Annotated in this window: 13 protein-coding genes; 6 read left to right on the top strand and 7 right to left on the bottom strand. The window is 70.2% G+C overall.

The genetic code is table 11. From position 1 onward, the window contains the following. Window positions 1-34: 34 nt before the first annotated feature. Both O5O46_RS32615 and O5O46_RS32620 read left to right on the top strand, forming a co-directional pair. Window positions 35-241, top strand: a complete 207-nt coding sequence (locus O5O46_RS32615; RefSeq protein ID WP_269859266.1) for a MarR family transcriptional regulator — start codon at window positions 35-37, stop codon at window positions 239-241. A gap of 135 nt (window positions 242-376) precedes the next feature. Beyond that, window positions 377-976, top strand: coding sequence for a TetR/AcrR family transcriptional regulator (locus O5O46_RS32620; RefSeq protein WP_269859267.1), 600 nt, complete (start codon window positions 377-379; stop codon window positions 974-976). 26 nt (window positions 977-1,002) lie between these two features. Here the strand turns inward: O5O46_RS32620 and O5O46_RS32625 are convergent, their stop codons facing one another. Further along, window positions 1,003-1,743 carry a DedA family protein gene (locus O5O46_RS32625; RefSeq protein ID WP_269859268.1) on the bottom strand — a complete coding sequence of 247 codons (741 nt, stop codon included), beginning with the start codon at window positions 1,741-1,743 and terminating at the stop codon, window positions 1,003-1,005. Window positions 1,744-2,111: 368 nt separating this feature from the next. On the opposite strand from O5O46_RS32625, the gene O5O46_RS32630 reads away from it, so the two are divergent. After that, entirely contained in the window at window positions 2,112-2,345 is a 234-nt protein-coding gene (locus O5O46_RS32630) for a heavy-metal-associated domain-containing protein (protein ID WP_269859269.1), read from the top strand. A gap of 78 nt (window positions 2,346-2,423) precedes the next feature. On the opposite strand, the gene O5O46_RS32635 is transcribed toward O5O46_RS32630, so the two are convergent. The 3 genes from O5O46_RS32635 to recD2 form a co-directional block, all read right to left on the bottom strand. Then, window positions 2,424-3,191, bottom strand: coding sequence for an SDR family NAD(P)-dependent oxidoreductase (locus tag O5O46_RS32635; RefSeq protein WP_269859270.1), 768 nt, complete (start codon window positions 3,189-3,191; stop codon window positions 2,424-2,426). A 641-nt stretch (window positions 3,192-3,832) separates the two neighbouring features. Further along, window positions 3,833-5,122 carry a citrate synthase gene (locus O5O46_RS32640; protein ID WP_269859271.1) on the bottom strand — a complete coding sequence of 430 codons (1,290 nt, stop codon included), beginning with the start codon at window positions 5,120-5,122 and terminating at the stop codon, window positions 3,833-3,835. A gap of 193 nt (window positions 5,123-5,315) precedes the next feature. Then, entirely contained in the window at window positions 5,316-7,562 is a 2,247-nt protein-coding gene (recD2, locus tag O5O46_RS32645; RefSeq protein WP_269859272.1) for an SF1B family DNA helicase RecD2, read from the bottom strand. Between the two features lie 95 nt (window positions 7,563-7,657). On the opposite strand from recD2, the gene rbsK reads away from it, so the two are divergent. From rbsK to O5O46_RS32660, 3 genes are all read left to right on the top strand, one after another. Beyond that, a complete protein-coding gene (rbsK, locus tag O5O46_RS32650; protein ID WP_269859273.1) occupies window positions 7,658-8,572 on the top strand; it encodes a ribokinase in 915 nt (304 codons plus the stop codon). A gap of 198 nt (window positions 8,573-8,770) precedes the next feature. Beyond that, entirely contained in the window at window positions 8,771-9,589 is an 819-nt protein-coding gene (locus tag O5O46_RS32655; protein ID WP_269859274.1) for a hypothetical protein, read from the top strand. A 103-nt stretch (window positions 9,590-9,692) separates the two neighbouring features. Continuing rightward, the gene (locus O5O46_RS32660) at window positions 9,693-10,298 is read left to right on the top strand and encodes a class F sortase (protein ID WP_269859275.1); all 606 of its coding nucleotides are present in this window, start codon (window positions 9,693-9,695) and stop codon (window positions 10,296-10,298) included. 184 nt (window positions 10,299-10,482) lie between these two features. Here the strand turns inward: O5O46_RS32660 and O5O46_RS32665 are convergent, their stop codons facing one another. The 3 genes from O5O46_RS32665 to O5O46_RS32675 are packed head-to-tail and all read right to left on the bottom strand — an operon-like array spanning window position 10,483 to window position 13,654. Beyond that, a complete protein-coding gene (locus O5O46_RS32665) occupies window positions 10,483-11,355 on the bottom strand; it encodes a sugar phosphate isomerase/epimerase family protein (protein ID WP_269859276.1) in 873 nt (290 codons plus the stop codon). Then, window positions 11,352-12,506, bottom strand: a complete 1,155-nt coding sequence (locus O5O46_RS32670) for a dihydrodipicolinate synthase family protein (RefSeq protein WP_269859277.1) — start codon at window positions 12,504-12,506, stop codon at window positions 11,352-11,354. Before O5O46_RS32670 ends, O5O46_RS32665 begins: the two co-directional genes overlap by 4 nt. Beyond that, window positions 12,503-13,654: a Gfo/Idh/MocA family protein gene (locus O5O46_RS32675; RefSeq protein WP_269859278.1), complete on the bottom strand. Its 1,152-nt coding sequence runs from the start codon at window positions 13,652-13,654 to the stop codon at window positions 12,503-12,505. Before O5O46_RS32675 ends, O5O46_RS32670 begins: the two co-directional genes overlap by 4 nt. Window positions 13,655-13,822 lie beyond the last annotated feature (168 nt).

Below are 13,822 nucleotides of genomic sequence, written 5' to 3' on the forward strand. Positions count from 1 at the left end.
CGTTGTGGCTCTGCCCCTGTGGGAGGTGCGAGAGATGCCGGACCGAACCCTGTGGTCGTACGCGGACATCGCCGCGCATATCCGGGTGCGTACCGACACCGTGCGTTCGTATCGCAAGCACGGCCTGCTGCCGCCACCGGATGTCGTGGAGGGCGGTAAGCCCTTCTGGTATGCGGACACCATTCGCCTGTGGACCTCCAGACGACCGGGCAACCGGTCACGTGCGAAACGGGACTGGTGATCGCGTTGTAGGACCACATGGCACGGCGGCGCCAGGACCCTGGCGCCGCCGCCGTGTTGTGTCCCGGCAACTACTATACGACCGTCCTACACGTTCGTATAGGACAGTTGTCAGAATCAGGGCTACGATTCGGCCATGGGACATCGCGAGGATCTGCTGGAGGGCGCCAAGCGCTGCCTCCGGGAGAAGGGCTACGCACGCACCACGGCGCGTGACATCGTGGCGGCATCGGGCACCAACCTGGCCTCCATCGGCTACCACTACGGCTCCAAGGAGGCGCTGCTGAACGCGGCGCTGATGCAGACGGTCGAGGAGTGGGGCGAGGAACTGCGCACCGCGCTGGCGGCCGAGATCGCACCCGACACGACCCCGGTCGAGCGTTTCGTCGCGATCTGGACCCGGATGATCGACTCGCTTGGCGAGCAACGGCCGGTCTGGGCCGCGAGTTTCGAGAGTTTCACCCAGATCGACCGACTGCCCGAGGTGCGGGCGTTCCTCACTGAGGGGCTGCGGCAGGCTCGTTCCGGTATGGCGGCGCTGTTCCTGGGAGTTGACGAGAGCGCGCTCGGCGAGAAGGAGTCGCATACCGTCGGCTCGTTCTACTACGCGCTGCTGAACGGCGTGATGGTGCAGTGGATGATCGATCCCGAGAGCGCGCCCTCCGCCTACGACCTGGCCGAAGCACTACGGACGATCTCGTCCCGGATGGGCGGCGAGCAAGCGCCCGCGGGCTGAACGGCCTCGTCCGGTCAGCGGGTCGGTCATCCGCTGACGACGTCCGGCGCCGCTCCCTCCAGGGCCGGGGTGCGCGCGGGCGCCTGGCCGACCCGGTCGGTGGCGATCGGGTCGGCAGGCGGCACCGCCTCGGCGTGCACCGCCTCGGCGTGGCGGCGCCGGGCGGCTAGCTGCACCAGGCCGCCCAGCGTCGCGACGACCAGCGAGACACCCAGGCCGAGCCCCATCGCGTAGAGCGAGTTCCCTGTGGCCTCGCCGCCGAGATAGCCGATGCCCACCGAGTACGTGGCCCACAGCGCCTCCGCGATCGACGCGCCGATCAGGAAGCGGCGCGCGGGGTACCGCACGATTCCGGCCGCCAGTCCGCCGATCACCCGGCCGCTCGGCAGGAAGCGGCAGCCGATGACGAACGGGATCCCGTACCGCTGTATCCGGCCGACCGCCCACTCCAGCAGCTGCCCGCGGTGGCGGCGCCGGTACAGTCGCGCCCGGACCCGGCCGCTGACCGCCCGGCCGGTGCGGTGGATGGCCAGGTCACCGGCGAGTGCGGAACCGGCGACCACCAGCAGGACGAGGGATATGTTCAGCCGCCCGCTGGCCGCGAGGATGCCGCCGGTCACCAGCAGGGCGGAGTTGGGCACCAACGGTGGGATGGTGGTCAGTGCCAACAGGACATAAGCCCACAGCATGTTGCCCGCCATGTGCTGTGACAGCGCGGACGTGAAGTCCAGCGAGTCCAGTGCCGACACGATCGATGAAACGCTCATCCCGCCGTCCCTCATTCCGGGTTGCGGCCCGGTTCCTTGAAGAGTCCCGCCCCGGGATGTAGCCCAGATCCATGACGACGGTGCCAGGTGGCGTACCGGCCAGGCAATCGCGTTCCGGCTAATCCGGCAGGTCCACAGGGGAATCCATCCGCCAGAACGACGGCACGTGCTCTGTACGGTGTAGGAGCAGGTGCCGCAACGTCCACCCGCAGGGGGACCCCTGCGTGTTGGCGCGCCCAGCACCGGGGACACACCGGCCCGACCTCCACCCGCCGCCGGAATACCCTCCGGGGGTATATGGTTCCATGGTGCGGGAGGCGGCGTCCGCCTCCCCGGCGACACCGCACACGCATCCCCCCGGAGGACCCATGGCCGCCATCAACTCCGACACCGCCACCGTTGTCTACGCCGTTTCCGGCATGAGCTGCGGCCACTGCGAGAAGGCGATCACGGAAGAACTCTCCGCACTGCCCGGCGTCACCGCCGTCGAGGCAGATGCCAAGGCGGGACAGGTCTCGGTGACCGCCACCGCGCCGCTGGACGACGACACCGTACGCGCCGCGGTGGACGAGGCGGGATACGAACTCACCGGCCGCGCCTGACCGGGTACGCGCAGGGGCCTGGTCGGGAGCCGGTGTACGGCCCCCACCCGGCCCCTGTCGCGCCGCTGACCGGCGGCGTCAACGTCCCAGCAGCTCCCCGCCGTTGCACTGGAGGATCTCGCCGGTGATGAATCCGGCGTCCGGTGAGGCGAGGAACACCACCGCGGCGGCCACATCGCCGGGCCGACCGACCCGGCCGACCAGGGTGCGCCCCGCCCGGCGGGTCAGCTCCGCGTCATTGAGTCGCGCACCGAAGAACTCGGTGCCCGCGACCGTACCCGGCGCCACGATGTTGCACGTCACGCCCTGCGGGCCGAGCTGGGCGGCCAGCGAGTGGTTCCAGGCGTGCAGCGCGGCCTTCGACGCGCCGTAGGAGCCGCCGCCGCGCAGCGCGGCAAGCGAGGTCACCGTGATCACCCGGCCGTGTTCCGGGGTGAGCCGGTCGCGCACCGACTCGGTGAGCAGCACGGCGGTCAGCACGTTGCGCTCGAAGTCGCCGCGCCAGCGGGCCAGTACCGCGTGCGGCCCGGCACCCGCCGCGGCCTCACGGCTGCCCGCGTTGTTGACCAGCACGTCGATGCGGTCCGGGAGCCGGCTGAGCGCCGCCTCCACATCGTCCGGGTCGGCCAGGTCGCAGACGATCGGGGTGACCTTGTGGCCGTGTTCGGCGGAGAGTTCGTCCGCGGCGGAGCGCAGCACCTCACGGCGCCGTCCGACGATCACCACGTCATCACCGGCCGCGGCGAACCGGGCGGCAACCGCACGCCCGATGCCCGTGCCACCACCGGTGATCACAACGGTCCTCGGCGCCATGTCCGCCGCACCGTCCGTCTCGTTCCGCACCATTTCGCTCGCCCGCCCCAACACCCGCTGCTGACTGGGCGTTTAACGCTACGCGATGGTCAATCACGGTTCGGCGCAGGGGGCGGTGTCGACGAGTCTCGTGCATCTGACGTAGCCCGTGCCTATTTGCCCGCGACTACGGCAGCGATCAAGGGAGACCTAGATCACACTCATGGCAACGTAACCATGGAGGGGGGTCGTTGGTCTAACCGGTCGATCACCGGGCTCCCGGCGGACTCGGTGACGATAGTGGGGTCAGCCGTCTTGGGGGACGGAAGGCCCGCGTGCGCCGGGGCGAAGCCCGGAGAGCTTGAGCGGCCCTCTCGGACTGTTTCGTCCCGGCATGGCGCACGGAGCGTGGCGCTCATCCGAACGCCCGGTACGGACCCGTGGGGGGATCCGAATCCGGGATCCAGGGCGCCCCGCGCCGGACCCGTGGGGGGATCCGGCGCGGGGCGCTGCTCTGACCGTGTTTCGTTCTCGCCGCCAGCCGCTCATGTCGCCGCGGCTCGCTCACCTCGCACAGACGGGATGGCCGATGCGTGCCGTCACAGGCGGCATGCCCCGCGCACAGAGGTGTGGCGGGGCGTCCTCATTGGAAGGGGCGGTACGCGGAGGGGGTAGCTCCCCCCGCGGGAAGCGGACTAGCGGGCCTCGACCGGGACGTAGTCGCGGATCTCGACGCCGGTGTAGATCTGGCGGGGGCGGCCGATGCGGGAGCCCGGCTCCTTGATCATCTCGTGCCACTGGGCGACCCAGCCGGGAAGGCGGCCGAGCGCGAAGAGGACGGTGAACATCTCGGTCGGGAAGCCCATCGCCCGGTAGATCAGACCGGTGTAGAAGTCCACGTTCGGGTACAGCTTGCGGCTGACGAAGTAGTCGTCGCTCAGCGCGTGTTCCTCAAGCTTGAGGGCGATGTCCAGCAGCTCGTCGGACTTGCCGAGGGCGGACAGGACGTCGTGCGCCGCCGCCTTGATGATCCTGGCCCGCGGGTCGAAGTTCTTGTAGACCCGGTGGCCGAAGCCCATCAGCTTGACGCCGTCTTCCTTGTTCTTCACCTTGCGGATGAAGCCGTCGACGTCGCCGCCGGTCGCCTGGATGCTCTCCAGCATCTCCAGCACCGCCTGGTTGGCACCGCCGTGCAGCGGACCCCACAGAGCGTTGATGCCCGCGGAGATCGAGGCGAACATGTTCGCCTGCGAGGAGCCGACCAGCCGGACCGTGGAGGTCGAGCAGTTCTGCTCGTGGTCCGCGTGCAGGATCAGCAGCTTGTCCAGCGCGTTGACGACGACCGGGTCCAGGTCGTACTCCTGCGCCGGAACGGCGAAGGTCATCCGCAGGAAGTTCTCTACGTAGCCAAGGTCGTTACGCGGGTAGACGAAAGGCTGGCCGACCGACTTCTTGTAGGCGTAGGCCGCGATCGTCGGCAGCTTGGCGAGCAGCCGGATCGTGGACAGATTGCGCTGCTTCTCATCGAACGGGTTGTGGCTGTCCTGGTAGAACGTCGACAGCGCGCTCACCACGGAGGAGAGCATCGCCATCGGGTGCGCGTCCCGCGGGAAGCCGTCGTAGAACCGTTTGACGTCCTCGTGCAGCAGGGTGTGCTGGGTGATCTCGCTCTTGAAGGAGCTGAGCTCGTCAACGGTCGGCAGCTCACCGTTGATCAGCAGGTACGCGGTCTCCAGGAACGTGCCACGCTCGGCAATCTGCTCGATGGGGTAGCCGCGGTAGCGCAGGATCCCCTGCTCACCGTCGAGGAACGTAATCGCGGACTTGTAAGCCGCGGTGTTCCCGTAACCGCTGTCCAGGGTGACCAGCCCGGTCTGGGCCCGCAGCTTGCCGATGTCGAAGCCCTTGTCGCCAACGGTGCTCTCGACCACCGGGTAGCTGTACTCGCCGTCCCCGTACCGCAGTACTACAGAGTTGTCGCTCACGTCATCCCTCACCGACGTTGTGCCTCTTCTTCGAGGTGCCCTGACTGCTACTACCTTCCCCCATTTGCCATACATACGTGCACCCGGGGTCAGTCAGACGCCAAAAGGTGGCACGCAGTGCCTATCTTCCTCCTCTTGGAACCCCTTCAACACCCAGGATCACCCCGCGGCGCCAGGGTGTCCTGCTGCCCGTTCAGGCCCCGTGGAGAGCGCCCATCAACCGGTGATCAAGAGCCGTGCAACGACGGCCTGCGGAAACGGCGCGCACCGCCTGTGCTATCGCCCTGCGCGATCCGACCAGCACCACGAGGCGTTTTGCCCTGGTAACAGCCGTGTAGAGCAGATTGCGCTGCAGCATCATCCACGCACCAGTGGTGACAGGGATCACCACGGCCGGGTACTCGCTGCCCTGGGAGCGGTGGATGGTCACGGCATAGGCGTGCGCCAACTCGTCCAACTCATCGAAGTCGTAGTCGATCTCCTCGTCCTCATCGGTGCGCACCGTCAGCCGCTGCTCCTCGGCGTTGAGCGCGGTCACCACGCCGACCGTGCCGTTGAAGACGCCGTTCGCCCCTTTCTCGTAGTTGTTTCTGATCTGGGTGACCTTGTCGCCCACGCGGAAGACCCGGCCGCCGAACCGGCGCTCCGGCAGATCGGGGCGGGCGGGGGTGATCGCCTGCTGCAGCAGGCCGTTGAGCACCCCTGCGCCCGCCGGTCCGCGGTGCATGGGCGCGAGCACCTGGACGTCCCGGCGCGGGTCGAGACCGAACTTCGCCGGAATGCGGCGGGCCGCCACGTCCACGGTGAGCCGCCCGGCCTCCTCGGTGTCGTCCTCGGCGAAGAGGAAGAAGTCCGTGAGCCCCTGGGTGATCGGCGGCGCACCGGAATTGATCCGGTGCGCGTTGGAGACCACGCCGGACTGCTGGGCCTGCCGGAAGATCCGGGTCAGCCGGACCGCGGGGATCGGGCTGCCGTGCGCCAGCAGGTCCCGCAGCACCTCGCCCGCGCCGACGCTCGGCAACTGGTCCACATCGCCCACGAACAGCAGATGGGCGCCCGGCGGCACCGCCTTGACCAGCTTGTTCGCCAGGATCAGATCCAGCATGGAGGCCTCGTCGACCACCACCAGGTCGGCGTCCAGCGGCCGGTCCCGGTCATAGGCCGCGTCGCCGCCGGGTTTCAGCTCCAGCAGGCGGTGCACCGTGGACGCCTCGGCGCCGGTCAGCTCGGCAAGCCGCTTGGCGGCACGGCCGGTGGGCGCGGCGAGCACCACCTTGGCCTGCTTGGCGCGGGCCAGGGTCACCACCGACTTCACCGTGAACGACTTGCCGCAGCCGGGGCCGCCGGTCAGCACCGCCACCTTCTCGGTGAGCGCCAGCCGTACCGCCTGCTCCTGCTCGGGGGCCAGATCGGCGCCCGTGCGGTCCTTGAGCCAGGCCAGGGCCTTGTCCCAGGCCACGTCGCGGAAGGCGGGCATCCGGTCCTCCGGGCCGCGCAGCAGCCGGAGCAGCTGACCGGCGAGGGAGATCTCGGCACGGTGGAACGGCACCAGATAGACCGCGGAGACCGGGTCCCCGCCCTCCGGGTCGGGCACCCGCTCGCGCACCACGCCCTCCTCCGCCACCAGCTCCCCCAGGCAGTCGATGACCAGCCCGGTGTCCACCTGGAGCAGCTTCACCGCGTCGGCGATCAGCCGTTCCTCGGGCAGGAAGCAGTTGCCGTTGTCGGTGGCCTGCGACAGTGCGTACTGCAACCCGGCCTTGGCCCGGTCCGGGCTGTCGTGCGGGATACCCACGGCCTGCGCGATCTTGTCGGCGGTCAGGAAGCCGATGCCCCACACGTCGGCGGCCAGCCGGTAGGGCTGGTTCTTGACCACGGAGATCGAGGCGTCGCCGTACTGCTTGTAGATGCGCACCGCGATCGAGGTGGAGACGCCGACGCCCTGGAGGAAGACCATCACCTCCTTGATCGCCTTCTGCTCCTCCCAAGCCGCGGCGATCATCCTGGTGCGCTTCGGCCCCAGCCCCGGAACCTCGATCAGGCGCTTCGGCTCCTGCTCGATCACATCCAGGGTGTCGGTACCGAAGTGCTCGACGATGCGGTCGGCGATCCGCGGGCCGACGCCCTTGATCAGGCCCGAGCCGAGGTAGCGGCGGATGCCCTGGACCGTGGCGGGCAGCACGGTGGTGTAGTTCTCCACCGTGAACTGCTTGCCGTACTGCGGGTGGGAGTCCCAGCGGCCCTCCATCCGCAGTGCCTCGCCCGGCTGCGCGCCCAGCAGCGCGCCGACGACGGTCAGCAGGTCCCCCGCGCCACGGCCGGTGTCGACCCGGGCGACGGTGTAGCCGTTGTCCTCGTTCGCGTACGTGATCCGCTCCAGCACGCCCTCGAGAACGCTCAGCCGGAACCCTCCTGCGGCGGCATTCTGTCCAGCCCCCATCGCCCCGCCCTCCCTCCGCGGCTACGAACTGATACGACGTTACCGTCGGCCGCTGACACCCCGGCCGACCTGTGGACAACGTGAGGAGCACGAGAATGCACGGCTTCGATCTGCTGGTCGTCGGGTCGGCCAACGCCGATCTGGTGGTCGCCGTGGAGCGGCGGCCGACGGCCGGGGAGACTGTACTCGGCTCCGACCTGGCCACCCACCCGGGCGGTAAGGGCGCCAACCAGGCCGTCGCCGCGGCCCGGCTGGGCGCCGCCACCGGCCTGCTCGCGCGGGTCGGTGACGACGCGCACGGCCGTCTGCTGCTGGACACCCAACGCGCCTGCGGGGTGGACACCCGCGGTGTGCTGGTCGGCGGGGCGCCCACCGGTGTCGCGCTGATCATCGTGGACCCATCCGGCGACAACAGCATCGTGGTCTCCCCCGGCGCCAACGCCCGGCTCACGCCCGATGACGTGCGCGCGGCCGGAGACATGCTGGCCGCCGCGCGGGTGGTGTCGCTCCAGCTGGAAATCCCGCTGGAGACCGTGGCCGAGGCGGTCCTGACGGCCAAGCGGGCCGGCACCAAGGTGGTGCTCAACCCGTCTCCGCCCGCCCCGCTGCCCGCCGATGTGCTGGCCGCCTGCGACCTGCTGGTCGTCAACGAGCACGAGGCCAGGTTCCTGCTGCGTGACGACCCGGCGGCGGCCGAGGGCACCCCGGAGGCCTGGGCCAAGGCGCTGCTGGGCCGTGGACCGCGCTCGGTGGTGGTGACACTGGGCGCGGCGGGCGCCCTGGCCGCGCCCGGTGACGGCAGCGCCGTGCGCATCCCGAGCCAGCGGGTGCGGGCGGTGGACACCACGGGCGCGGGTGACGCCTTCACCAGCGCGCTGGCATGGCGGTTGGGAGCCGGGGACGAGTTGACGGAGGCGGTGCGGTTCGCGGTGCGTGTCGGCGCCGCGGCCGTCACGCGGCCCGGTGCGCAGGAGTCCTACCCCACGGCGGCGGAGGTGGCGGCCCTGTGAGCTGGAACCCCGGCCGACGGTAGGGGCGGGTAACTCCACGGGATGACGGGGGCGGCGGGTTTCCTCGTCCTTTTGACCGACTGGGCTCTGGCCATTCTCCCGAGGTTCTGACCTGCGGATTCTTCGTAGCGTGAGCGGTGTCGGCGCACGTCGCCCGAAATACAGAACCGTGCAGTTGATCCGCATACGGAGATACCCATGTCCCTTCGCACCTCTCGCACCTCCCTGCGGGCCGTCGTCGCCACCGCGGCGGTGGCCGGCGCGGTCCTCGTACCGGCCGCCGGTGCCTTCGCCGCGGACTCCGCGTCACAGAAGCCCAACGACGCCTCCGCCCAGGAGGCGGGCGGCAAGCAGGACACCAGCCCCGAACTGCGCAAGTACACCCTCATCGACGGCAGCACGGTGACCGTCACCGGCGCCAAGGGCGCCTACGTCGCGAAGATCACCTTTGCGGGCGGCAAGGGCACCGCCACGCTGACCACCGCCAAGCCGACCGGCACCTACAACGGCATGAAGGTCACCTTGAACGCGGACGGCACGGTCACCTCCGTCGAGGAGGAGGACCAGGGCAAGGACGCCTCCTGGGTGCGCTACTACACCCTGAAGGACGGCAGCAAGGCCAAGGTGACCAAGGACGGCAAGGGCGGCTACACCGCTGTGATCACCGCCAACGGCCAGACCGTCGGCACCCTCACCACCGCCCGCCCGAACGGCAACCACAACGGTCTGCACGTCACCTTGCACAAGGACGGCACCGTGACCTCCTGGCTGGAGGGCGGCGACGCCAAGAAGAACGACGCGGCCGAGAAGAACACCGGCCACGGCGCCAGCAACGGCAAGTCGGCGCAGCAGGGCGGCGCCAAGCAGTTGCCGAAGGGCGGCGTGGCCGCGGGTGAGGAGATGAAGGCGGACACGGCCGCCAGCCCGGCCATGGTCGCCGGTTCGGTGGCCGCTGCCGCCGCGCTCGGCGGTGCCGGATACGTCGTCGTCCGTCGTCGGCAGAGCAACGAGGGCTGAGCCCGGCGCCGGACCGGGGACCGCGGGACCGGGCCGCCGCCGACCACTGGCGGCGCCCCGGCCGCACACCGGTCAACTCGCCCTTTCCCGAGTGGAGTTCACCATGTCCCGTACCGCACCCGGGCGCTGCGGCTCGCTGCCCGTACCGGCCGTGCTGGCGCTGCTCACCGCCCTGTTGTTCGCGGCGTTGGCCGCCTGTTCATCCGGGTCCGGCGCGGTGTCGTCGGTGCCTTCGTCCAGCGCGGCGGGCAGCGCGCCCGCCAACGCCCCGACGCGGGTGGCCGTCCCCTCGATCGGGGTGGACAGCACGCTGATGCGGCTGGGCCTGAACAAGGACCGGACGGTGGAGGTCCCACCGCCCGACAAGGGCATGACGGCCGGTTGGTACACCGGCAGCGCGGTTCCCGGCGAGCAGGGCGCCGCGGTGATCATCGGCCACAACGACACCCGGTACGGGAAGGCGGTGTTCCACGACCTGAAGAAGGTCAAAAAGGGCGCGGACATCGCGGTCCGTACCGCCGACGGCGAGACCCGGCACTTCACGGTGACCGCCACCGAACGCGTGGCCAAGAACGCGTTCCCCACCGACAAGGTCTACGGCCCCAACCCGAAGCCGGTGCTCCGACTGGTCACCTGTGACGGTGCGCTGGACGCCAGCGGCCACCCGGAGGACAACCTCATCGTCTACGCGGCGCTGCGCACCGGCTGACCCACAGCTGATGACCGAAGGGGTCCGGCCGAGGCCGGACCCCTTCGTGTTCCCCCCTCGCAGGCTCCCCGAAGCCCCCCTCGGGAACCTGACGACGTATAGGACACCGCACGTAGCCGGATGGTTGCACCCGGAGACGAACATTTTCCGGCGGGGCCTTGAGGCGCCGGGAAATCCCGCGCGCTTACCGAACATGCTCGCGATAACGTCCGGCGACCTCCTCCAGCACCTCCGTGCCGGGGCGCTGCCACAGCTGCGGGTTGAAGACCTCGACCTCCACCGGGCCGCCGTAGCCCGCCGCGTCCACCCGCTCGCGGAAGCCGCGCAGATCGACGCAGCCGTCACCTAGCTGGCCACGGCCGAGCAGGGCCCCCTCGGGCAACGGGGTGACCCAGTCGGCGAGTTGGAAGGCCGCGATGCGTCCGGAGCGTCCCGCCCGCACGAGTTGTTCGGGCACCCGCTCGTCCCACCACAGGTGGTACGTGTCCACGACCACCCCCACCTGCTCCGCGGGGAAGCGCTCCGCGAGGTCCAGCGCCTGCGAGAGCGTGGAGACCACACAGCGGTCGGACGCGAACATCGGGTGCAGCGGCTCGATCGCCAGCCGTACCCCGCGTTCCGCCGCGTACGGGGCGAGCCGGTCGATGGCCTCGGCGACCCGTTCCCGGGCCGCGGCCAGGTCCTTGGCGCCCGCCGGAAGGCCCCCGCTGACCAGGACCAGGGTGCTGCTGCCCAAGGTGGCCGCCTCGTCGACCGCCGCCCGGTTGTCGGCGAGCGCGGCATTCCACTCCCCCGGATCCGAGGCCGTGAAGAAGCCACCCCGGCACAGCGAGGTGACCGTCAGGCCCGCGTCCCGCACTACTTGGGCGGCACGTTCCACGCCGAACGCCTGGACCGGGGAGCGCCACAGTCCGACCCCGGGGATGCCCAACGCGCGGCAGCCCCGTACCAGTTGCGGGATGGACAGCTGCCGGACCGTCTGCTGGTTGATGCTCAGCCGGACGAGGTCCCCCGCACCCGCCGGGTGGTGCGCACCGACCCGATTGTCAGTGGTCACTGGGAGACTCCATGTACGGCGAGGAAGGAGGTGACACGGAAGGCCGCGAGGTCCGGATCGGGGAACAGGCCGAGGCGGTCGGCGAGTTCGTAGGCGCGTGCCAGATGCGGCAGGGAGCGGGCGCACTGCTGTGCGCCGACCATGGTGAAGTGCGACTGGTGGCCGCTGAGCCAGGCGAGGAAGACCACGCCCGTCTTGTAGTAGCGGGTGGGAGCGCCGAACAGGTGCCGGGACAGCTCGACGGTCGGATCGAGCAGCGACCGGAACCGTTGGGGGCCGTTCTCGTCGAGGGCACGTACGGCCTCCGCCGCGACCGGTGCCAGCGGGTCGAAGATACCCAACAGGGCGTGGCTGACGCCGAGTTGGTCGCCCTCGATCAGTTCGGGGTAGTGGAAGTCGTCGCCGGTGTAGCAGCGCACACCGTCCGGTAGGCGGCGGCGCAGCTCGATCTCGCGGTGTGCGTCGAGAAGGGAGACCTTGACGCCGTCGACCTTGCCGGGGTGTGCCGCGATCAGCGCCAGGAGGGTCTCAGTGGCCGCGTCGAGGTCGGTGCCGCCCCAGTATCCGGTCAGCTGCGGGTCGAACATCGGGCCGAGCCAGTGCAGGATCACGGGTTCCGCGCACTGGCCCAGCAGTCGCCCATAGGTCTCCAGATAGTCCTCGGGGCCGCGGGCCAGCGCGGCGAGCGCCCGGGAGGCCATCACAACCGGCTGCGCGCCGCACTCCTCGGCGGTTGCGAGTTGTTCGGTATAGGCGGCTGTCACGGCCGCCAACGAGGTGACGGGGGTGGCGAGTTGGTCGGTACCGACGCCCGCGGCGATCCGGCCGCCCATGGAGCGTGCCTCGGCGGCGGAGCGGCGGATCAGCTCGGCCGCCGCCGGCCAGTCCAGGCCCATGCCGCGCTGTGCGGTGTCCATGGCCTCGGCCACCGCCAGGCCGTGGCGCCACAGATGGCGGCGGAAGGCCAAGGTGGCGTCCCAGTCGATGGCGGCGGGCGCGTCCGCGGCGGTGCGGTAGGGGTCGGCCACGACGTGTGCGGCGGCGAAGACGGTACGGCCGCGTGGTGCGGGGCCGGGCGGATACACGGCGGACGGAGCACGTCCGGGTTCGTGCGGGCGCAACTGGCCGTGTTCGTCCGGAAGCCTGATCACAGGGACAGCTCCGGCACGTCGAGGCGGCGGCCTTCGGCGGAGGAGCGCAGGCCGAGTTCGGCGAGCTGGACGCCACGGGCGCCCGCGAGCAGGTCCCAGCGCCATGGCTCGTCAAGCACCACATGGCGCAGGAACAGCTCCCACTGCGCCTTGAAGGCGTTGTCGAACTCGCCGTTGTCCGGGACCTCGTGCCACTGCTGGCGGAACGGCTCGGTGCTGGGGAGGTCGGGGTTCCACACCGGCTTGGGGGTGGCCGCGCGGTGCTGTACCCGGCAGTTGCGCAGGCCGGCTACGGCGGAGCCGTGTTCACCGTCGACCTGGAACTCCACGAGTTCGTCACGGTGGACGCGCACCGCCCACGAGGAGTTGATCTGCGCGACCGCTCCGCCGGCCAGTTGGAAGACGCCGTACGCCGCGTCGTCGGCGGTCGCGGCGTACGGCTTGCCGTCCTCGTCCCAGCGCTGCGGCAGGTGGGTCGCGGCCAGTGCCTGAACGGTGGTGACACGGCCGAAGAGTTCATGCAGCACGTACTCCCAGTGCGGAAACATGTCCATGGTGATTCCGCCGCCGTCCTCGGCGCGGTAGTTCCAGGACGGGCGCTGGGCGGGCTGCCAGTCGCCCTCGAACACCCAGTAGCCGAACTCGCCGCGCACCGACAGGATCCGGCCGAAGAAGCCCCCGTCGACCAGCCGCTTGAGCTTGCGCAGTCCGGGCAGGAAGAGTTTGTCCTGGACGACCCCGGTCCTGACCCCGGCGTCTCGTGCCAAGCGGGCGATGTCCAGGGCGCCTTGGAGGCTGGCGGCGGTCGGCTTCTCGCAGTACAGGTGCTTGCCGGCGGCGACGGCCCGGCGCAGAGCGGTGGCGCGGGCGGCGGTGACCTGGGCGTCGAAGTAGATCTCGATCGACGGGTCGGCGAGCACCGTGTCCAGGTCCGTGGTCCAGTGCTCCAGCCCGTGCCGGTCGGCGATGGCCCGCAGCGCGTGCGCACGGCGGCCGACCAGGACGGGTTCCGGCCACAGTATGGTGCCGCCTTCGAGTTCCAGACCGCCCTGTTCACGGATCGCCAGGATGGAGCGGACGAGATGCTGGCGGTAGCCCATGCGTCCGGTGACACCGTTCATGGCGATCCGCACTGTCCTGCGCGTCACGGGGAAAGTCCTCTCCAGCAGGAGCCCACACATAGCAAGCGCTTACTGCGCGCCGAACCTACCGTTCCGCCTCAACCCCCTTCAAGGGGCCGGGCCGTGCGCCGTCGCGGGCGGTGAGACCATGGCGCCGAAGGGCGGCATGCCCTCCCGAGGCGCAGGTGGAGGCGG

It is taken from the genome of Streptomyces sp. RPT161, from assembly GCF_027533845.1.
In the GTDB taxonomy this organism is placed as follows: domain Bacteria; phylum Actinomycetota; class Actinomycetes; order Streptomycetales; family Streptomycetaceae; genus Streptantibioticus_A; species Streptantibioticus_A silvisoli_A.